Here is an 18,415-nt window from a genome sequence, read left to right as displayed (position 1 = left end):
CGATGTCTTCAACAACCACTGAAAAATCCATCGATATCAAAAAAAGCCTGGTCGAAGCGATTCTCGCCGGCCTGATTGCCCTGATCGTGTTCGGACCGATTGTTGGCGTGGTGCTCGACGGCTATAGCTTCAATCTGGAAACGACCCGCGTGGCGTGGATCATCGCCATCGTCATGGCCGGGCGCTTTGCCCTCAGCCTGTTCCTGCAAACGCCCAAAGGCCTGAAGATCCTCGACAGCTTCGAAAGCAGCGGCTCCGGCGTGCACGTGCTGCCGCCGGATTACAAATCGCGGCTGCGCTGGATCATTCCACTGATGATTGTGCTGGCGATCATCGTGCCGTTTGTTTCCAACTCCTATCTGCTGGGGGTGGTCATTCTCGGGTTGATCTACGTGCTGCTGGGGTTGGGCCTGAACATCGTGGTCGGCCTGGCCGGTCTGCTCGATCTGGGTTACGTGGCGTTCTACGCCATTGGTGCCTATGGCTTGGCGCTGGGTTACCAGTACCTCGGTCTGGGTTTCTGGACGGTGCTGCCATTGGCGGCAATCACCGCGGGCCTGGCCGGTTGCATTCTCGGTTTCCCGGTGTTGCGTCTGCACGGCGACTACCTGGCGATCGTGACCCTGGGCTTCGGTGAAATCATTCGTCTGGTGCTGAACAACTGGCTGTCGCTGACCGGCGGGCCGAACGGCATGCCGGCACCCCTGCCGACCTTCTTCGGTCTGGAATTCGGCAAGCGGGCGAAGGATGGCGGGGTACCGTTTCACGAATTTTTCGGCATCGCCTACAACCCGGATGTGAAGTACTACTTCATCTACGCGGTGTTGTTCCTCGTGGTACTGGCCGTGCTGTACATCAAACATCGTCTGGTGAAAATGCCGGTCGGCCGCGCCTGGGAAGCATTGCGCGAAGACGAGATTGCCTGCCGCTCGATGGGCCTCAATCACGTACTGGTCAAGCTTTCGGCGTTCACCATCGGTGCGTCGACGGCGGGTCTGGCGGGGGTGTTCTTCGCCACCTATCAAGGCTTCGTCAACCCGACCTCGTTCACCTTCTTCGAATCGGCACTGATCCTCGCCATCGTCGTGCTGGGTGGCATGGGCTCGACCATCGGCGTGGTGATCGCTGCGTTCGTACTCACCGTCGCCCCGGAACTGCTGCGTGGCTTCGCTGAATACCGCGTGTTGCTGTTCGGCATCCTGATGGTGCTGATGATGATCTGGCGTCCACGCGGGCTGATCCGCATCAGCCGCTCCGGGGTCAAACCACGCAAAGGTGCCATTCACTACGAGAGGGCTGCGCCATGAGTGAAGTCGTACTCTCCGTTGAAAAACTGATGATGCATTTCGGTGGCATCAAGGCCTTGAGCGATGTCAGCTTGAAGGTCAAACGCAACTCGATCTTCGCCCTGATCGGCCCGAACGGTGCCGGCAAGACCACGGTGTTCAACTGCCTGACCGGTTTCTACAAGGCTTCCGGTGGCAAGATCGAACTCAACGTGCGTGGCCAGCAGACCAACGTCATCCAGTTGCTGGGCGAGTCGTTCAAACCGACCGACTTCGTCTCGCCGAAATCCTTCCTCAGTCGCCTGTACTACAAGATGTTCGGCGGCACCCATCTGGTGAATCGTGCCGGCCTGGCGCGGACTTTCCAGAACATTCGCCTGTTCAAGGAAATGTCGGTCCTGGAGAACCTGCTGGTGGCCCAACACATGTGGGTCAACCGCAACATGCTTGCTGGCATCCTCAATACCAAGGGCTATCGCAAGGCCGAAAGCGATGCGCTGGACTGCGCGTTCTATTGGCTGGAAGTGGTCGATCTGGTCGACTGCGCCAACCGCCTCGCCGGGGAATTGTCCTACGGCCAGCAACGTCGTCTGGAAATCGCCCGGGCCATGTGCACGCGGCCGCAGATCATCTGCCTCGACGAACCGGCCGCCGGCCTCAACCCTCAGGAAACCGAAGCGCTGAGCGCGATGATCCGGCTGCTGCGCGACGAGCATGATCTGACCGTGGTGCTGATCGAGCACGACATGGGCATGGTGATGAGCATTTCCGACCACATCGTGGTGCTGGACCACGGCATCGTCATTGCCGAAGGCGGGCCGGAAGCGATCCGCAACGACCCGAAAGTGATCGCAGCCTATCTGGGCGCCGATGAAGAGGAAGTGGCATGACCGGACCCATCCTCGAACTGAAAAATCTCGACGTGTTCTACGGCCCGATTCAGGCGCTCAAGGGCGTTTCGCTGCAGATCAACGAAGGCGAGACTGTCAGCCTGATCGGCTCCAACGGTGCCGGTAAATCAACCTTGCTGATGTCGATTTTCGGCCAGCCACGCGCTGCCGGTGGGCAGATTCTCTACCAGGGCGTCGACATCACCCACAAGTCATCGCACTACATCGCCTCCAACGGCATCGCGCAATCGCCGGAAGGACGGCGGGTGTTCCCCGACATGACCGTCGAGGAAAACCTGCTGATGGGCACTATCCCGATTGGCGACAAGTACGCCAAAGAGGATATGCAGCGCATGTTCGAGCTGTTTCCCCGGCTCGAAGAGCGGCGCACCCAGCGGGCAATGACCATGTCCGGTGGCGAACAGCAGATGCTCGCGATTGCCCGGGCGTTGATGAGCCGACCGAAGTTGTTGCTGCTCGACGAGCCGAGCCTGGGGCTGGCGCCGATCGTGGTGAAGCAGATCTTTGCCACGCTGCGCGAACTGGCGAAAACCGGCATGACGATCTTCCTCGTCGAGCAGAACGCCAACCATGCGCTGAAGCTGTCGGATCGCGCGTATGTCATGGTCAACGGCGAAATCCGCTTGTCCGGCACCGGTAAAGAGTTGCTGGTAAATGAGGAGGTGCGTAACGCCTATCTGGGCGGGCACTGATTAATCACAAGTTGTCCATAAACCCCGACACGCAACTGTCGGGGTTTTTTTATCTCTTGAATCCACCGCAACCCCTGTGGGAGCTGGCTTGCCAGCGATAGCGGTTCATCGTTCAACCTGATGCCTGGCGTGCTGGCCTCATCGCTGGCAAGCCAGCTCCCACAGGTAACGCAGTGACCCTCGGCACAATTGTGGAAAACAAATCCACCAAGCTGCCAAAGCGCGACATATAGACGCTGCAAACAGCTGTTTTTCCACGGTTTTGACTTGTCCCCGTTTGCTGTGGAGCTGGCTGTGAATAACATGGGTGTATTAAGCTGCGCGCCTTGTATTACGGGGCTTTCAGGCGATTGATCATATTTTGATCGGGCGGTTTTGAGAGTGCGGCACGCGCCATTGTCAACCTTTTTATCGTGCCGCGAGCATGGCCTCTCGTCCGTATGCATGCCTGTGGATAAGTCTGTGATTAAACTCTGGAAAGACCGCGCCAAGGGCCGTCAGCACTGGCCTTGCGCAATCACTGCGCTGAGCGTTCTATCGTGCACGACGCCCTGTCCGGCATAACTGCCGTTGCCGGGTCAAGCAAAAAACTTTCTGTTTCGCCCGCAAAGCCTTGTGTGGCGTGGCTTTGCGCAATTCCACTTGCCCCCGAAAACTGTGGAACGGACTGTGGATAACATGCGCGTACATGGCTACAGGCCACGGCGGCTATGGCGTTGGCACGCTTGATTGTTTTTTGTACAGCGCGTGACAGTTGCCCGTAAAAGCGCGGGCGGGCATGCTGCCTGCTGATTTTCTATTCCAAGGGCTGCCGCGGTGGCCGAAGCAAGGAGAACACGATGTCCAACACCCTGTTTATCACCGGCGCGACCTCCGGTTTTGGTGAAGCCTGTGCCCGTCGTTTTGCCGAGGCTGGCTGGAAACTGGTGCTGACCGGCCGTCGTGAAGAACGCCTGACTGCGCTCTGCGCCGAGCTTTCGAAGCAGACCGAAGTGCACGGTCTGGTGCTGGATGTACGGGATCGCAAAGCGATGGAGGAGGCAATCGCCAACCTGCCACCGTCGTTCGCCACCCTGCGCGGCCTGATCAATAACGCCGGGCTGGCCCTGGGTGTCGACCCGGCGCCGAAGTGCGATCTGGATGACTGGGACACCATGGTCGACACCAACGTCAAAGGTCTGATGTACGCCACCCGCCTGTTGCTGCCACGCCTGATCGCTCACGGCCGCGGCGCCGGTATCATCAACCTTGGCTCCATTGCCGGTAACTACCCGTATCCGGGCAGCCACGTCTATGGCGCGACCAAGGCCTTCGTCAAACAGTTCTCGCTGAACCTGCGCTGCGACTTGCAGGGTACCGGCGTGCGGGTCAGCAACATCGAGCCGGGGCTGTGTGAAAGCGAGTTCTCGCTGGTGCGTTTCGCCGGGGATCAGGAGCGTTACAACGCGACCTACGCTGGCGCCGAGCCGATCCAGCCGCAAGACATCGCCGAAACTATTTTCTGGGTGATGAACACGCCAGCGCACATCAACATCAACAGCCTGGAGCTGATGCCGGTGAGCCAGACCTGGGCCGGGTTTGCCATTGAGCGTAACAAGGCTTGAGACCGCGCTGAAGCCATTCGCGAGCAGGCTCGCTCCCACGGAGGAACGCATTCCAATGTGGGAGCGAGCCTGCTCGCGAAAGCGATCTATAGATCAGCGCAGATATTCAGCCAATCCGCTGTAGCAAGTCGCCAAGTGATACGGCGTAGTGGAAGGCATGTCCTTGCGACTGACCTCTCCCTGCTCATCCCGACACTCATACCAGCCGCCAGCATGCAGAAAGCGCTGCTGCAACGCCTGCAATTGGCGCAGCACTGCCGCTTCACTGTCCGGACGCAATGTCAGTGCACGCAGGTATTCCGCCTGAGCCCAGATTCGCTGGGTCGAATCCCGCGGCCGTCCGTTGCTTTCCAGATCGAGCATGGCGCGCACCGCGCCGCAGGCTTCGAGCACACCGTACTGCTCGGTAAAGGCAAATGCGCGATCCAGTGCCCGGTGCAATTTCGAGTCGCGTAGCAGCGGCGAGGATTGCAGCAGGAAATACCATTCGAATTGATGGCCCGGTTCGTACCAGTTATCCACAGCACCGAGCGGCTTCTCCATCAACACGCCATATTGCGGATCGACGAAGTGTTTGTGCATGGCTGTGCATAACGCGAGCAGGTCCTTTTGCGTCTGCGGGTCTTCGCGCACGGCCAGCGTCGCAAGGAAGGCTTCGGCCAGATGCATCAGCGGGTTTTGCAGCGGGCCGGTTTGCAGGCTGATCCAGTTGCGATCCAGACACGCCTCGTAAAGACCATCGCCGGTGGCGAAGCGACGGCCGATGATTTCCAGCGCGGCATTCAATGTCGACTCGACCAGCGGATCAGCGGATTTGGCCCAGTAATGCGCGCAGGCGAACAGGATGAACGCGTGGGTGTAGAGGTCCTTGCGCTGATCCAGCGGCTTGCCTTGGGCATCGATGCTGTAGAACCAGCCGCCGTGCTCGGCATCGTGAAAATGCCGTTGCAGCGAACGGAACAGCGCCGCCGCGCGAACTTCAGCGTTATCCACAACCCCGATCAGGCTGGAAAACAGGTACAGCTGCCGTGCGCAGGCCATGGCCCGATAGCGCTGCACGGGCAGCGGTTGCTGTGCGGCGTCCAACGCCTCGTACGGCAACGCCATGTCGGCATTCCAGCCCGGCTCTTGCCACAGCGGCACGATGACATGCAGAAAATGCTGCTGCACCTCGGCAAACAGGGCGGACAATTCGGGCAGGGCGGTGGAACGGCAAGCGTGGGGCATGGGCGGGCGTCACGGGCTGGGGCGATTGCGCGACATGGTAGCAGAGAGGCAGCCTTTAAAGGTTTGGTGTCTGATCGGCCGCCATCGCTGGCAAGCCAGCTCCCACAGGTTATTGGGTAAGTCCACCATTGTGTGAACACCCAATATCCCTGTGGGAGCTGGCTTGCCAGCGATGAGACCCGCTCAGACGATGGAGATTAGCCTGCCAGCAGCCACGCGCCCGTGATTGCTGAGGCAGCACCTGCAAGACGCACTAACGGTGCAGCGGCTTGAGGCAAGAAGCGCACTACGGCATAACCGGCGGCATGCAACGCTGCGGTCGCGGCAACGAAACCGGCCGCATACGCCCACGGGCTGCTCATCTCCGGCAGTTCCAGCCCGTGCGCCACGCCATGGAACAGCGCAAACAGCGCCGTCGCGGCCACCGCCATGAGCAGCGGTGGACGCACCGCCAGTGCCACCGCCAGACCCAGCGCCAGCACCGAGGCGGCAATGCCGCTTTCCAGTGCAGGCAGCTCCAGCCCTTCAAAGCCGAGCAGGCCGCCGAGCAGCATGGTGCCGACAAACGTGCACGGCAGCGCCCAGCGTGCCGCGCCTTGCTGTTGCGCGGCCCACAAACCGACGGCGAGCATTGCCAGCAAATGGTCGAGGCCACCAATCGGGTGGCCGATGCCGGCGATCAGACCGCTGTCGCCATGCCCCGGATGAGCAAAGGCCAGCGCCGGGGTCAGCAGCAGCGCAAGCGCGCCAACAATGCGTTTGAATGTCATGGATAAGCTTCCTTGTTGATAAGTGGATCAGGCTGCGCTCAGCAGGCCCTGGCGTTCGATGAAAGCGATGATCTGCTCAAGGCCCTGACCGGTTTTCTGGTTGCTGAAAACGAACGGCTTGCCGTTGCGCATGCGCTGGGTGTCGCTGTCCATCATTTCCAGCGAGGCACCCACGAGCGGTGCCAGGTCGATCTTGTTGATCACCAGCAGGTCGGACTTGCAGATCCCCGGGCCACCCTTGCGCGGCAGCTTGTCGCCGGCCGAGACGTCAATCACGTAGATGGTCAGGTCGGACAGTTCCGGGCTGAAGGTCGCCGAAAGGTTGTCGCCACCGGACTCCACCAGAATCAGATCGAGGCCCGGAAAACGTCGGTTCAGTTGATCGACCGCCTCGAGGTTGATCGAGGCGTCTTCGCGGATCGCCGTGTGCGGGCAGCCGCCGGTTTCCACGCCGATGATCCGCTCCGGGGCCAACGCTTCATTGCGTACGAGGAAATCGGCGTCTTCGCGGGTGTAAATGTCGTTGGTCACCACGGCGAGGTTGTAGCGCTCGCGCAGGGCCAGGCACAGGGCGAGGGTCAATGCGGTTTTGCCGGAACCGACCGGGCCGCCGATGCCGACGCGCAGAGGTTGTGTATTCATCTGATGGTTCTCCTAAGAGCGAAAGAGGCGGCTGTACTGGCGCTCATGGGCCATGCACGCCAGGGACAGGCCAAACGCGGCGCTGCCGAGGTGATCAGGATCGATGCGGGTCGCGTCGTGCTGCGCCTGCTGCAGCAGCGGCAGCAATTCGCTGGTCAGGCGCTGCGCGGCTTGCTGGCCCAGCGGCAGGGTTTTCATCAGCACCGCGAGCTGGTTTTCCAGCCAGCTCCACAGCCACGCGGCGAGCGCGTCTTGCGGATTGATCTGCCAGGCGCGTGCGGCCAGCGCCCAGCCAAGGGCCAGGTGGGGTTCGGCGCATTGTTCAAGAAAGGCACGCGCAGGCGCGTCGAGCTCGGGTAAGCCGTTGAGCAGTTGCTGCAACGAGTAGCCCATCTGCCGGCTCTCCAGATGCAGCTCGCGGGTTTCGCGACTGGCGCGATGGCGTTCGCAGATCTGCAGCAGCTCGGCCCAGTGTTCATCGGCGGCGGCCTGACAATGCGCAAGCAGCAGCGGCGCTTCGAAGCGCGCGAGGTTGAGCAGCAACTGATCACTGATCCAGCGGCGCGCGCTGTCGGGGTTGTTGACCCGGCCGTTGTCCACCGCCATTTCCAGGCCCTGCGAATAGCTGTAGCCGCCAATCGGCAACTGCGGACTGGCCAGGCGCAACAGCGCCCAGGCCGGATTCACAGGCGTACGCCGAACTGATGGAGTTTCGGCGCGTAATTGAAGTCTTCGTCGCCATGGCGTGAATGGTGATGGCCGCCGCCGTAGGCGCCGTGTTCCGGCTGGAACGGCGCCTCGATGGCGGTGACCTGCGCACCCAGTTGTTCGAGCATGGCCTTGAGCACGTAATCGTCGAGCAGGCGCAACCAGCCATCGCCGACCTGCAAGGCAACATGACGATTACCGAGGTGATAGGCGGCGCGGGTCAGTTCAAACGCGTTGGCACAGGTGACGTGTAGCAAATGCTCGGGGCGGGCGCAGACGCGGACGATGCGGCCGTCTTCGGCTTGCAGGCACTCGCCGTCAAACAGCGGCGGCTGGCCGCGCTCCAAAAACAACCCGACGTCTTCGCCCTCGGCACTGAAACAGCGCAAACGGCTCTTGCTGCGCGCTTCGAAGGTCAGGTGCAACTCGGCGGCCCAGACGGGTTGAGGGTCGATTCTGCGGTGAATCACCAGCATCGGAAATCTTCCAGCAATGGACAATGATCAGGCTAGAGCAAGGGCCGCGCCAATCGGCCGATCTGTAGGAAATGACTGTCGGCGCGCGACTGATCTTTCAACAGGCGGGAGGTTTCTGGAAGGTTTTGGTGCGTGAAGAATTTGTCATGCACCAAATCAATGCGGCGCTGCTGCACCTTTGTAGGAGTGAGCCTGCTCGCGATAGCGGTTTGTCAGATAGACACGCTTCGCTTGGCATACCGCTATCGCGAGCAGGCTCACTCCTACATGGAAATGGGGGAGGCTGCGTTTACTCGGTACTGCCCAACCCCTGCCAGTGCTTAAGCCCGATAAAGATGAAGCGCAGCTGCTGGGTGATCTTCGCCTGCGGGGTCAGGTGCTCGGGCAAGGCTTCGGCGGGCGGGTCGATAATGTCCGGCAGGGTGGCGAATACCGATTTGACGATCAGGTCGGCCATCACGCTCAGACCGGCGATGTCCAGATGTTGCAGTTTGGGCATCAACGCCAGGTCGGCGGCAAGGTCGGCGCTGATGTTCTCGCGCAAGCGGCCAATCGCCTGACGCACCGGCAGCGAGCCGCCATATTGCTCGCGGGCCAGAAACAGGAATTGCGAGCGATTGGCGCTGACCACGTCGAGAAAGATCCGCACCGAGGCATCGATAATGCCGCCCATGACGAATTCGTTGTGGCGCACCAGGCGGATGGTTTCGCGGAAGGTCTGGCCGACCTCGCTGACCAGCACCAGCCCGAGTTCGTCCATATCGGCAAAATGCCGATAGAAACCGGTGGGTACGATGCCGGCGGTTTTGCTGACTTCACGCAGGCTCAGGCTGCCGAAACCGCGGCCGCTTTCCATCAAGTGGCGGGCGGCGTCCATCAGAGCGTTGCGGGTCTGTTGTTTCTGTTCGGCGCGGGGCAGCATCGCTGGGCGTGTTCTTTGGCAGGACGAGCGTCGCACTCTAGCAAATCGGCTTTGCCGGCGTCGAACGGGAGAAGGTGAGGCAGAAGTTTCAGCAGGGCAGAAAAGTCAAAAGCCCAATCCGGGGATTGGGCTTTTTTTCGAGGCCACCATGGGCTTAGCTCAAGGCACTGTTGCGTTCGATTACACGGTCACCACCACCTTCGGCAAGGGTTTGACCTTGTGGGGTGCGGTCGAAGCCGTCAGCGGCGACAGCCTGGCCTTGTGGAGTCTTGTCGTAACCGTCTTCAACCAGGCCTTTTTCTTCGAGGCGGTTGCGACCGTTTTCGGCGACAGCCTGGCCTTGTGGGGTTTTATCGTAGCCATCTTCAACCAGGCCTTTTTCTTCAAGACGGTTGCGGCCGTTTTCAGCCAGAGTCTGGCCTTGTGGCGTGCGGTCGGAACCATCGGCCGCTACGGTCTGGCTGAACACCGAGTGGCTCGATTTGACTTGCGGAGTTGCTTGATCGGCAGCGGGCAGAGCGAAAGCAGTGCTGGCTAGCATCGACAGGGTAAGGCTGAGCAGTAATTGGCGTTTCATGATGGGTTGCTCCTTGGGAGGGCGATAAAGTGGGTACGAGGGCAATGCTACTCTCGATAAGTCGATATAAAAGTTCATAAACGCAATGGTAATAATCAACAGAATTGATTGTTCGCCGCGAAGGCTCTAGATCGGGCCTTTGCGGCCGGTGGTTTTGCACCGAGGTGGGTATTTTCGACTCACTCGCGCCTCGCAAAAGTGCGGGTCGCGGTAACACTGCTCGACCAATCGGTCAGATTTGCCGGCCTTTTTATGGCTTAAACTGCCTTTCAATTAAACCTGCGGGCCTTTCGCCAGTCACAGACTGCATGAGGGCCGCTTCGGTCTGCCGTTTCAAACTGTGCGTCGGGTTCCGGGTGCGCAGCCGTGATCAGGAGCTTTGTGCATGACGCGCACTGGAAAAATCTTCAGCTGGACCTTCGCCACGCTCGTACTGCTTTTGGCAGTGCTGATTCTGATCATCGTGTTTTTTGACTGGAACCGGATCAAACCCACCCTCAACAGCAAAGTCTCCGAAGAGCTGCACCGCGCGTTTGCCATCAACGGCAACCTGGCGGTTATCTGGCAGCGCGAGCCTGAAGAAGGCGGCTGGCGTGCCTGGGTGCCGTGGCCGCATGTAGTCGCCGAAGACCTGAGCCTGGGTAACCCGGACTGGTCGAAACAGGCGCAGATGGTCACCCTGAAAAAGGTCGAGCTGCGTATCTCGCCGCTGGCTTTGCTGGCGCAGCGCGTGGTGATTCCACGTATCGACTTGACCGAACCCAATGCCGAGCTGCAACGCCTGGCCGACGGTCGCGCCAACTGGGTGTTCAAGTTCGACCCGAAAGACCCCAACGCTGAACCATCCAATTGGGTGGTCGACATTGGCGCCATCGGTTTCGACAAGGGCCACGTCACGCTCGATGACCAGACCCTCAAGACCCGTCTCGATGTGCTGATCGATCCGCTCGGCAAGCCGATTCCGTACAGCGACATCGTCGGCGCCAAAGCGGCGAAAACTGCGCAGGACCAGGGCGGCGCGCCGCAGGATTATGCGTTTGCGCTGAAGGTCAAAGGCCAATACCACGGCCAGAATCTGACCGGCCAGGGCAAGATCGGCGGGCTGCTGGCATTGCAGGATGCGCGCAAGCCCTTCCCGTTGCAGGCGCAAGCGCAGATCGGCGACACCCGCATCGAACTGGCGGGCACCCTGACCGACCCGCTCAACCTCGGCGCTCTCGACCTGCGCCTGAAGCTGGCCGGCGCCAGCCTTGGCAACCTCTACCCGCTGACTGGCGTGACCCTGCCGGACACGCCGCTGTATTCCACCGACGGCCATCTGATCGCCAAACTGCATGACGAGGCGGGAGCGAAGTTCACCTACGAAAAATTCAACGGCAAGATCGGCGACAGCGACATTCATGGCGACCTGACTTACGTCGCCAGCCAGCCCCGGCCGAAGCTCAGCGGCGCGCTGCTCTCCAATCAATTGTTGTTCGCCGATCTCGCGCCGCTGATTGGCGCCGATTCCAACACCGAGCAAAAGGCCCGTGGCGGTGCGAGCAAGCAACCGACCGACAAAGTGCTGCCGGTCGAGGAGTTCAAGACCGATCGCTGGCGCGCGATGGACGCTGACGTCGAATTCACCGGCAAGCGCATCGTGCACAGCGAAAAGCTGCCATTCACCGACCTCTATACCCATTTGAAACTCGACGACGGCGAACTCAGCCTCGAGCCGCTGCGCTTTGGCGTGGCCGGTGGCAATCTGGATGCGCAGATTCGCCTCAATGGTCGCACCGAGCCGCTGGAAGGCCGGGCCCGCTTGACCGCGCGCAAGTTCAAGCTCAAGGAGCTGTTCCCGACCTTCGAACCGATGAAGACCAGTTTCGGTGAGCTCAACGGCGACGCCGATATCAGCGGACGCGGCAACTCGGTGGCCAAGCTGCTCGGCGGTGCCAACGGCAAGTTGAAAATGTTGATCAACGACGGCGCGATCAGCCGCGAGCTGATGGAACTGGCCGGGCTCAACGTTGGTAATTACGTGGTCGGCAAGATCTTTGGCGACAAGGAAGTGAAGATCAATTGCGCTGCTGCCGACTTCGATATCAAGACCGGGCTGGCGACCACGCAGCTGTTTGTCTTCGATACCGAGAACGCAATCATCTACATCGACGGCACGGCGAACATGGCCACCGAGCAACTGGACCTGACGGTGACGCCGGAATCCAAGGGCTGGCGCCTGATCTCCCTGCGTTCGCCGCTGTATGTGCGGGGCAAGTTCATCAAGCCGGATGCCGGGGTCAAAGCCGTGCCGTTGATGCTGCGTGGCGCGGGCATGGTCGCGCTGGGTGTGATCGCCGCGCCGGCGGCGGGGCTGTTGGCGCTGGTCGCGCCAAGCGGCGGCGAGCCGAACCAGTGCGCGCCGTTGCTGGAGCAGATGAAGCAGGGCAAGGCGCCGGTGACTGTTAAACCTACCAAGTAATCGGTTGCCTTTGACGACCCCTTCGCGAGCAGGCTCGCTCCCACATTTGAACGTATTCCTTCAGTTTGATCGTTCCCACGCTCCGCGTGGGAATGCAGCCCGGGACGCTCCGCGTCCCAACAGCGGACGCAGAGCGTCCATTGAGGCGTTCCCACGCAGAGCGTGGGAACGATCTGCATCAGCTTAGGAGTCACAACAGCCTGGGGTTACAGGTCTTTCAGAATGTCCGCCATATCATCGGCGTGTTCTTCTTCCTGGGCCAGAATGTCTTCGAAGATGCGCCGGGTTGTCGGGTCCTTGTCACCGAGGTACTGGATGATTTCTCGGTAACTGTCGATGGCGATCCGCTCCGCAACAAGGTCTTCGTAAACCATTTCCTTGAGCGTATTGCCCGCCACGTATTGTGCGTGGGACAGCTTGCTCAGCAGGTCGGGATTGAATTCCGGTTCACCGCCCAGTTGCACGATGCGCTCGGCCAGGCGATCAGCGTGCTCGGCTTCCTGCACTGCATGCTCGAGGAATTCATCGGCGGCGGCTTTGGCTTTCAGGCCGGTGGCCATGAAGTAGTGCCGTTTATAGCGCAAGGTGCACACCAGCTCGGTGGCCAGCGATTCGTTGAGCAAGCGCAGCACTTCTTCACGATTGGCGCTGTAGCTCTCGGTGACGGCGCCGTTTTCGACGTGTTGGCGCGCACGTTCGCGCAGGGTTGGTACATCTGACAAATGCAGGTCGTCGCTCATGTGAGTCTCTCCAGGAGGCTAATCCGATGGTCGCCACGTTCTGCTGACGCGGTCGCTACCCAAGCTGTGAGTGACAAGCATGGCGAAAAGTTTTATGCGATTTGCGCCGACCTTGGGGTCAACCCGCAGCGCTGCGCTTCTTCACGCAACCAGGCGAAAAAGGCCCGTACCGGCGGATGCCGCTCGCGGCCCGGCACACACAAGGCGCTGTAACCGGCGCCATCGACCTGCACCTCGCCGCGGTACGGCACCAGCACACCGCTGGCGACGCTCTGCGAAACCAGAATATTGCTCGCCAGCACCAGACCTTGTCCGGCGATCGCCGCTTGCAGGGCGTAATGCTCTTCATCGTATTCGCGGATCGCCGGCGGCGGATTCAGCCAGTTCTCGCCAGACTTTGCGCACCACGCTTGCCAGCCATGGGCGTAGAGCTTCGAGTTGTACCAGTGCACGCTGATCAGCGTCGGCGTGCGCCGGGCGGCCAGCGCCACCTGCTCGGGCGAACCATAGACGCCGAACGACTCATCGAACAGGCACAGACCATACAGATTCGGGTAGTCCTCGAGGCTGTAGCGCAGCACCAGATCGACGCTGGCGTCCTGACGCAGATCGATGACTTCGCAATGGGTGTCGAGGCGCACGTTGATGTCCGGATGCTGCGCATAGAAACGCCCGAGCCGTGGTACCAGCCACAGCGCGGCGAACGCGGCGGTGGTCGACAGCGTCAGGCTGCTGCCGCTGCGTTGCGGGCGCAGGGTATCGACGCTTTGCGCCACCTCCAGCAGCGCGCCGTGCAGGCTGCGAAACAGCCGCTCGCCGCCCTCGGTCAGGCGCACCTGGCGCGGCAGGCGCTCGAACAGCGCGATGCCGAGCCAGTCTTCCAGCGCGCGAACCTGATGGGAAATGGCGGTGGGCGTGACGGACAGTTCTTCAGCGGCGGCTTTGAAACTCAGCAGCCGCGAAGCGGATTCAAAGGCACGCAGGGCGGTCAGCGGCAACGAGGCGAACATGGGTAACTCCATGGATGAAATCAATTCATCCCGACTGATTTTTGCTCATTTGAAATGAAGCAGCGGCCAGCTTCAAGCTGCGAGCGTCAAGTGGTCAGATTCTAGTCAGGAGATTTATAGATGAGCAGGATTCTTGTGGTACACGGCAGTCCGCGGGGCGATCGGTCGACTTCGCGGCGGCTGTCGGAAGGGTTTTTGCGTGCCTGGCAGGCGCGTCATTCGGGGGCGCAGGTGACTCGGCGTGAGGTCGGGCGGGCGTTGATTCCAGCGGTCAACGAAGCGTTTGTGGCGGCGGCGTTTTATCCCGAGCCCGAGGCGCGACCCTTGGTGATGCAGGCGGATCTGGCGTTGAGTGACGAGTTGGTGACTGAACTGTCCGAGCATGACTTGCTGCTAATTTCTACGCCGATGTACAACTTCAACGTGCCCAGCGGCCTCAAGGCCTGGGTCGATCAGATTGTGCGTCTGGGGTTGACCTTCGACCACACACTGGACAACGGCGTCGCCCAGTACACGCCATTGTTGCAGGGCAAGAAAGCCCTGATCGTCACCAGTCGCGGCGGTTTTGGCTTCGGCCCGGGCGGCGAGCTCGAAGCCTTGAACCATGCCGATCCGTGGCTGCGCACGGCCCTGGGTTTCATCGGCATCAATGACGTCACGGTCGTCGCCGCCGAGGGTGAGGAGTCTGCCGAACGCACCTTTGCGGTGTCGGTGGCCGAGGCCGAGCAACGCCTGCTCGAACTCGCCCGGACATTCTGATGGCCTGGCTGTTCTTGCTGATCGCTGCCGGGTTTGAAGTGACGTTCGCCATGGGTATGAAGTACGCCGAAGGCTTCACTCGCCCATGGCCTTCGTTGATCACCGTGACTGCGGCGGTCGGCGGGATTTATTTTCTGACCCTGGCCATGCGCGACCTGCCGGTGAGCATCGCTTACCCGATCTGGACTGCAATTGGCTCGCTGGGCACGGTGTTTCTCGGTTTCGCCCTGCTGGGCGAGAGCCTGACCCTGGTCAAACTGCTTTCGGTGGGGCTGATCGTGGCGGGGGTGGTGGGCCTGAAGTAGGCTGGTGGTCGAGTTGTCATGATCTGCGTGGATGCTTGGCGGGCGTTTTGCACACCTTGCACCCACCCACCAACCACAAGGATGTCCGCCGATGTCGACACGTTATCCACTGGTGCTGGTGCCGGGCATGCTCGGGTTTGTCCGGCTGCTGTTCTACCCGTATTGGTACGGCATCATCAAGGCGTTGCGCCGCACGGGAGCGACGGTGATTGCCGTGCAGGTCTCGCCGCTCAATTCGACTGAGGTGCGTGGCGAGCAGTTGCTGGCGCGAATCGATGCAATCCTGCGCGAGACCGGTGCGCCGAAGGTCAACCTGTTCGGCCACAGCCAGGGCGCGCTGACCGCGCGTTATGCGGCGGCGAAACGCCCGGATCTGGTCGCCTCGGTGACGTCGGTGGCCGGGCCGAATCACGGTTCGGAACTGGCAGACCATCTGGAAAAACATTACCCCGCCGACAGCGCCAGGGGGCGTCTGCTCGAAGCCCTGCTGCGCCTGGTCGGCTGGGTCATGGCCTTGCTCGATAGCGGCTACCACGGGCCGAAACTGCCGGTGGATATCCATGCCTCGCACCATTCGCTGACCACGGCCGGCGTAGCGCTGTTCAATCAGCGCTATCCACAGGGCTTGCCGCGAACCTGGGGCGGGCAGGGGCCGGAGGAGGTCAATGGTGTGCGCTATTACTCGTGGTCAGGCACGTTGCAGCCCGGCAAGACTGATCGGGGCGGCAATCTGTTCGACGGGACGAATCGCAGCTGTCGCCTGTTTGCGAAAACCTTCGTGCGCGAGCCAGGGCAGTGCGACGGCATGGTCGGTCGCTTCAGCTCACACTTGGGTACGGTGATTGGCGATGACTTTCCGCTGGACCACTTCGACATCGTCAATCAGTCGTTGGGGCTGGTGGGCAAGGGTGCGGACCCGGTAAGGCTGTTTGTCGAGCATGCGGCGCGGCTGGAGGCGGCTGGGTGTTGACAGTCCGTCCGCGTCATCGTTTTTAGCGAGCAGGCTCGCTCCCACATTGGAATGCGGATACCCGTGGGAGCGAGCCTGATCGCGAAGAGGCCTGATCAGGCAATACTGATCTTGCGGCCCAACACTGTGGTCCAGCGCTCTGACAAAACCACCCCACCCAACGTCAGCAACCCCCGACCAGGTGATACATCGCCAACTGCTCCTTCAATACCGCCGCGGCAATCAACGCGGTGATCAACGGCAGCAAATTGAAGAACAGCGTCGTGCGGCTCGGCCCGAGGCGCTGCACCGCCTGCATCCATGCCAGCGGCGCGAGCATCGATGCCAGCAGGCAGGCGTACAACACCAGCGGAATGTTCTGCGCGGTCAGCCCGGTTTTCGGCGAAGCGGCATACAGCGGAAACAACACGACGATCGCCACCAACACCTGCAAATACAACAACACCAGCGGCGGCAAACGCAGCTGCCATTTTTTCAGCAGCGTGCTGTAGATCGCATAGGCCAGCGTGGCGATCAGCATCATCGCATCGCCCAGATTCACCCCGTGTTGCAGCAGGCTGCCGAGGCTGCCGGACGACACCACCACCAGCACCCCGGCGAACGACAGCACCGCGCCGACCAGCGCCCCGGCAGTCAGGCGTTGCCCTAGACTGATGATCGCCATGGCCAGCGACATCAATGGCATCAGCGAGAGGATGATGCCCATGTTAGTGGCGGTGGTCAGGGTCGCGGCGAAGTAGGCGAGGCTCTGATACACCGCCATGCCCAGCACGCCGAGGATGAAAATCCTGCCCAGGTTCGGGCGGATCTGCGGCCAGTGCGCGATCACTGCCTTGAGCATGAACGGAGTGACCAGGAGGCCCGCCAGCAGCCAGCGGTAAAAGCCGATCTCGGCGGGGAAAATCGCCCCGACCGCCAGTTTGTTGATCACGGTATTGCCGGCCCAGATAAAAATCGCCAGCAGCGGAAACGCGTATTGCATGAGTTGAAACCAGTACGTTGATGAACGGCAATTATCCCTTGTCTGGATGCAGCCCTATACTGCGAACCGGACAACCTGCCTCTGCAACCGGACAGCATGAACAGCAAACACATCGATCTGCTGGATTTCAGCGAGCTGCCGTCGGCGGTGTACTTTCGCTACGCCGATTTCAATGCTCACGAATTTGCCGCACCGCATCGGCACCCGTGGGGCACGCTGGAGTATGCGGCGCACGGCGTGCTGCACATGGATGTCGACGGCAACCGCTTCATGTCACCGCCGCAATACGCGGTGTGGGTGCCGCCGCAGGTCGAGCACAGTTTCTACAGCCATCAACCGGTCAACTACCGTGCGGTGTGCCTCGATCCCCAGGTCTGCGCCGGGTTGCCGGCGCGGGCCTGCACCTTGGCGATCAGCGATATTCTCAAGGCGATCCTCAAAGACTTCGCTGCCCGCGATGTGAAGATTCCAGAACTCGATGCTGATCAGCGCCTGGCCCAGGTGCTGGTCGACCAATTGCAACAGGCGCCGGTGCACGAGTGCTACCTGCCGTACGCCAGCAGCCCAGGTTTGCTGGCGATTCTCGAGGCGTTGCAGACCGAGCCGGGCAACAATCAGCCGCTGGCACACTGGGCGCTGCAGGTGCATGTCAGCGAGCGCACGCTGGCGCGGCAGTTTGTCCGCGAACTGGGGATGAGTTTTGGTGAGTGGCGCCAGCGTTTGCGTTACCTCGCCGCCATTGAGGCACTGGAAACCGCACGCAGCGTGCAGGAAATCGCTTTCGATCTTGGCTACAGCAGCGGCTCGGCGTTCATCGCCATGTTCGCGCGTCAGGCCGGGTGTACGCCGGAGCAATACCGCCGCAGCCACCTGGAAGGCAGGAAGGTGTAACAGGATTTGGCTACACTCCAGCCAAGGCCGCATCCATCGGTGCGGCAACCAGGAGAAAACTCCATGAAGATGTTGCGTGTGCCTTTGTTGATGATCGGTCTGCTCCTGTGTTCCCAGGGTTTCGCCGCCACGGCGCAACAGAACAAGATGACCACCTGCAATGCCGATGCGACCGCCAAGAGTCTGAAAGGCGACGAGCGCAAAACTTTCATGAGCACTTGCCTCAAGGCCACCCCGGCGGCCAATGACGGCAAGGTCCTGACCCCGCAGCAGCAGAAAATGAGTACCTGCAATGCCGACGCGAAAACCAAGGCGCTGACCGGCGATGCGCGCAAGGCGTTTATGAGTGATTGTCTGAAGAAGAAATAAGCGGTGCGATGGGGCGCCCAATAATGTGATCGTCTCCAGATTGACCCTCACCCTAGCCCTCTCCCAAAGGGAGAGGGAACCGATCGGGGATGATGAGCAAATGCGCCGTCCTG

General features: G+C 60.9%; 19 protein-coding genes and 1 pseudogene. 10 read left to right on the top strand and 10 right to left on the bottom strand.

Translation table 11 applies throughout. The features are described from left to right. Nucleotides 1–2 precede the first annotated feature (2 nt). The 4 genes from livM (at nucleotide 3) to M0746_RS22765 (ending at nucleotide 4,493) form a co-directional block, all read left to right on the top strand. The gene (gene livM / locus M0746_RS22780; protein WP_258450673.1) at nucleotides 3–1,307 is read left to right on the top strand and encodes a high-affinity branched-chain amino acid ABC transporter permease LivM; all 1,305 of its coding nucleotides are present in this window, start codon (nucleotides 3–5) and stop codon (nucleotides 1,305–1,307) included. Then, entirely contained in the window at nucleotides 1,304–2,176 is an 873-nt protein-coding gene (locus tag M0746_RS22775; RefSeq protein ID WP_208938939.1) for an ABC transporter ATP-binding protein, read from the top strand. Before livM ends, M0746_RS22775 begins: the two co-directional genes overlap by 4 nt. Then, nucleotides 2,173–2,889 (top strand): ABC transporter ATP-binding protein, encoded by a 717-nt coding sequence (locus tag M0746_RS22770; RefSeq protein WP_090280850.1) that lies wholly within the window; start codon nucleotides 2,173–2,175, stop codon nucleotides 2,887–2,889. Before M0746_RS22775 ends, M0746_RS22770 begins: the two co-directional genes overlap by 4 nt. Nucleotides 2,890–3,728: 839 nt before the next feature. Next, nucleotides 3,729–4,493: an SDR family oxidoreductase gene (locus M0746_RS22765; RefSeq protein WP_208938938.1), complete on the top strand. Its 765-nt coding sequence runs from the start codon at nucleotides 3,729–3,731 to the stop codon at nucleotides 4,491–4,493. Nucleotides 4,494–4,586: 93 nt separating this feature from the next. Here M0746_RS22765 and M0746_RS22760 read toward each other — a convergent pair whose 3' ends face one another. From M0746_RS22760 to M0746_RS22730, 7 genes are all read right to left on the bottom strand, one after another. Beyond that, nucleotides 4,587–5,720, bottom strand: a complete 1,134-nt coding sequence (locus tag M0746_RS22760) for an AGE family epimerase/isomerase (protein ID WP_208938937.1) — start codon at nucleotides 5,718–5,720, stop codon at nucleotides 4,587–4,589. Nucleotides 5,721–5,917: 197 nt separating this feature from the next. Then, the gene (locus tag M0746_RS22755) at nucleotides 5,918–6,490 is read right to left on the bottom strand and encodes a HupE/UreJ family protein (RefSeq protein ID WP_258450672.1); all 573 of its coding nucleotides are present in this window, start codon (nucleotides 6,488–6,490) and stop codon (nucleotides 5,918–5,920) included. Between the two features lie 27 nt (nucleotides 6,491–6,517). Further along, nucleotides 6,518–7,132: an urease accessory protein UreG gene (gene ureG, locus M0746_RS22750; protein ID WP_090280868.1), complete on the bottom strand. Its 615-nt coding sequence runs from the start codon at nucleotides 7,130–7,132 to the stop codon at nucleotides 6,518–6,520. Between the two features lie 12 nt (nucleotides 7,133–7,144). Continuing rightward, nucleotides 7,145–7,819 (bottom strand): urease accessory protein UreF, encoded by a 675-nt coding sequence (locus tag M0746_RS22745; RefSeq protein WP_258450671.1) that lies wholly within the window; start codon nucleotides 7,817–7,819, stop codon nucleotides 7,145–7,147. After that, nucleotides 7,816–8,316, bottom strand: a complete 501-nt coding sequence (gene ureE / locus M0746_RS22740; RefSeq protein WP_258450670.1) for an urease accessory protein UreE — start codon at nucleotides 8,314–8,316, stop codon at nucleotides 7,816–7,818. The genes M0746_RS22745 and ureE overlap by 4 nt, the downstream gene beginning before the upstream one ends. Nucleotides 8,317–8,605: 289 nt before the next feature. Next, the gene (locus M0746_RS22735) at nucleotides 8,606–9,238 is read right to left on the bottom strand and encodes a TetR family transcriptional regulator (protein WP_093105297.1); all 633 of its coding nucleotides are present in this window, start codon (nucleotides 9,236–9,238) and stop codon (nucleotides 8,606–8,608) included. Between the two features lie 154 nt (nucleotides 9,239–9,392). Then, the gene (locus M0746_RS22730) at nucleotides 9,393–9,815 is read right to left on the bottom strand and encodes a hypothetical protein (RefSeq protein WP_258450669.1); all 423 of its coding nucleotides are present in this window, start codon (nucleotides 9,813–9,815) and stop codon (nucleotides 9,393–9,395) included. A 385-nt stretch (nucleotides 9,816–10,200) separates the two neighbouring features. Here M0746_RS22730 and M0746_RS22725 point away from each other — a divergent pair, with 385 nt between their 5' ends. Beyond that, the gene (locus M0746_RS22725; RefSeq protein ID WP_258450668.1) at nucleotides 10,201–12,276 is read left to right on the top strand and encodes an AsmA family protein; all 2,076 of its coding nucleotides are present in this window, start codon (nucleotides 10,201–10,203) and stop codon (nucleotides 12,274–12,276) included. 206 nt (nucleotides 12,277–12,482) lie between these two features. On the opposite strand, the gene M0746_RS22720 is transcribed toward M0746_RS22725, so the two are convergent. Beyond that, nucleotides 12,483–13,016: a ferritin-like domain-containing protein gene (locus tag M0746_RS22720; protein WP_258450667.1), complete on the bottom strand. Its 534-nt coding sequence runs from the start codon at nucleotides 13,014–13,016 to the stop codon at nucleotides 12,483–12,485. A 92-nt stretch (nucleotides 13,017–13,108) separates the two neighbouring features. After that, nucleotides 13,109–14,038 carry a LysR substrate-binding domain-containing protein gene (locus M0746_RS22715; protein ID WP_258450666.1) on the bottom strand — a complete coding sequence of 310 codons (930 nt, stop codon included), beginning with the start codon at nucleotides 14,036–14,038 and terminating at the stop codon, nucleotides 13,109–13,111. Nucleotides 14,039–14,146: 108 nt separating this feature from the next. Here M0746_RS22715 and M0746_RS22710 point away from each other — a divergent pair, with 108 nt between their 5' ends. From M0746_RS22710 to M0746_RS22700, 3 genes are all read left to right on the top strand, one after another. Then, complete coding sequence (locus M0746_RS22710; protein ID WP_258450665.1) at nucleotides 14,147–14,785, top strand: FMN-dependent NADH-azoreductase; 639 nt, start codon at nucleotides 14,147–14,149, stop codon at nucleotides 14,783–14,785. Further along, nucleotides 14,785–15,090 (top strand): DMT family transporter, encoded by a 306-nt coding sequence (locus M0746_RS22705; RefSeq protein WP_208938927.1) that lies wholly within the window; start codon nucleotides 14,785–14,787, stop codon nucleotides 15,088–15,090. The genes M0746_RS22710 and M0746_RS22705 overlap by 1 nt, the downstream gene beginning before the upstream one ends. A gap of 91 nt (nucleotides 15,091–15,181) precedes the next feature. After that, nucleotides 15,182–16,060 carry an esterase/lipase family protein gene (locus M0746_RS22700; RefSeq protein ID WP_258450664.1) on the top strand — a complete coding sequence of 293 codons (879 nt, stop codon included), beginning with the start codon at nucleotides 15,182–15,184 and terminating at the stop codon, nucleotides 16,058–16,060. A 95-nt stretch (nucleotides 16,061–16,155) separates the two neighbouring features. Here the strand turns inward: M0746_RS22700 and M0746_RS22695 are convergent. Beyond that, nucleotides 16,156–17,042 (bottom strand): annotated as a pseudogene (locus tag M0746_RS22695) (DMT family transporter). A gap of 96 nt (nucleotides 17,043–17,138) precedes the next feature. Between M0746_RS22695 and M0746_RS22690 the strand changes: the two are divergent. Next, nucleotides 17,139–17,933: an AraC family transcriptional regulator gene (locus M0746_RS22690; RefSeq protein WP_258450663.1), complete on the top strand. Its 795-nt coding sequence runs from the start codon at nucleotides 17,139–17,141 to the stop codon at nucleotides 17,931–17,933. A gap of 63 nt (nucleotides 17,934–17,996) precedes the next feature. Continuing rightward, nucleotides 17,997–18,302: a PsiF family protein gene (locus M0746_RS22685; protein WP_090280913.1), complete on the top strand. Its 306-nt coding sequence runs from the start codon at nucleotides 17,997–17,999 to the stop codon at nucleotides 18,300–18,302. The last annotated feature ends 113 nt before the right edge of the window (nucleotides 18,303–18,415 follow it).

Source organism: Pseudomonas sp. S11P7 (assembly GCF_023195435.1).
In the GTDB taxonomy this organism is placed as follows: Bacteria; Pseudomonadota; Gammaproteobacteria; order Pseudomonadales; family Pseudomonadaceae; genus Aquipseudomonas; species Aquipseudomonas fluorescens_G.
This window is presented reverse-complemented; position numbering and strand designations above follow the sequence as displayed.

Coding starts and splice junctions, on each gene's coding strand:
- M0746_RS22765 (WP_208938938.1), top strand. CDS start 3,729: ATGTCCAACACCCTGTTTATCACCGGCGCGACCTCCGGTTTTGGTGAA.
- M0746_RS22685 (WP_090280913.1), top strand. CDS start 17,997: ATGAAGATGTTGCGTGTGCCTTTGTTGATGATCGGTCTGCTCCTGTGT.
- M0746_RS22755 (WP_258450672.1), bottom strand. CDS start 6,490: ATGACATTCAAACGCATTGTTGGCGCGCTTGCGCTGCTGCTGACCCCG.
- M0746_RS22690 (WP_258450663.1), top strand. CDS start 17,139: ATGAACAGCAAACACATCGATCTGCTGGATTTCAGCGAGCTGCCGTCG.
- M0746_RS22775 (WP_208938939.1), top strand. CDS start 1,304: ATGAGTGAAGTCGTACTCTCCGTTGAAAAACTGATGATGCATTTCGGT.
- ureG (WP_090280868.1), bottom strand. CDS start 7,132: ATGAATACACAACCTCTGCGCGTCGGCATCGGCGGCCCGGTCGGTTCC.
- M0746_RS22715 (WP_258450666.1), bottom strand. CDS start 14,038: ATGGAGTTACCCATGTTCGCCTCGTTGCCGCTGACCGCCCTGCGTGCC.
- ureE (WP_258450670.1), bottom strand. CDS start 8,316: ATGCTGGTGATTCACCGCAGAATCGACCCTCAACCCGTCTGGGCCGCC.
- M0746_RS22760 (WP_208938937.1), bottom strand. CDS start 5,720: ATGCCCCACGCTTGCCGTTCCACCGCCCTGCCCGAATTGTCCGCCCTG.
- M0746_RS22705 (WP_208938927.1), top strand. CDS start 14,785: ATGGCCTGGCTGTTCTTGCTGATCGCTGCCGGGTTTGAAGTGACGTTC.
- M0746_RS22710 (WP_258450665.1), top strand. CDS start 14,147: ATGAGCAGGATTCTTGTGGTACACGGCAGTCCGCGGGGCGATCGGTCG.
- livM (WP_258450673.1), top strand. CDS start 3: ATGTCTTCAACAACCACTGAAAAATCCATCGATATCAAAAAAAGCCTG.
- M0746_RS22720 (WP_258450667.1), bottom strand. CDS start 13,016: ATGAGCGACGACCTGCATTTGTCAGATGTACCAACCCTGCGCGAACGT.
- M0746_RS22770 (WP_090280850.1), top strand. CDS start 2,173: ATGACCGGACCCATCCTCGAACTGAAAAATCTCGACGTGTTCTACGGC.
- M0746_RS22730 (WP_258450669.1), bottom strand. CDS start 9,815: ATGAAACGCCAATTACTGCTCAGCCTTACCCTGTCGATGCTAGCCAGC.
- M0746_RS22700 (WP_258450664.1), top strand. CDS start 15,182: ATGTCGACACGTTATCCACTGGTGCTGGTGCCGGGCATGCTCGGGTTT.
- M0746_RS22725 (WP_258450668.1), top strand. CDS start 10,201: ATGACGCGCACTGGAAAAATCTTCAGCTGGACCTTCGCCACGCTCGTA.
- M0746_RS22735 (WP_093105297.1), bottom strand. CDS start 9,238: ATGCTGCCCCGCGCCGAACAGAAACAACAGACCCGCAACGCTCTGATG.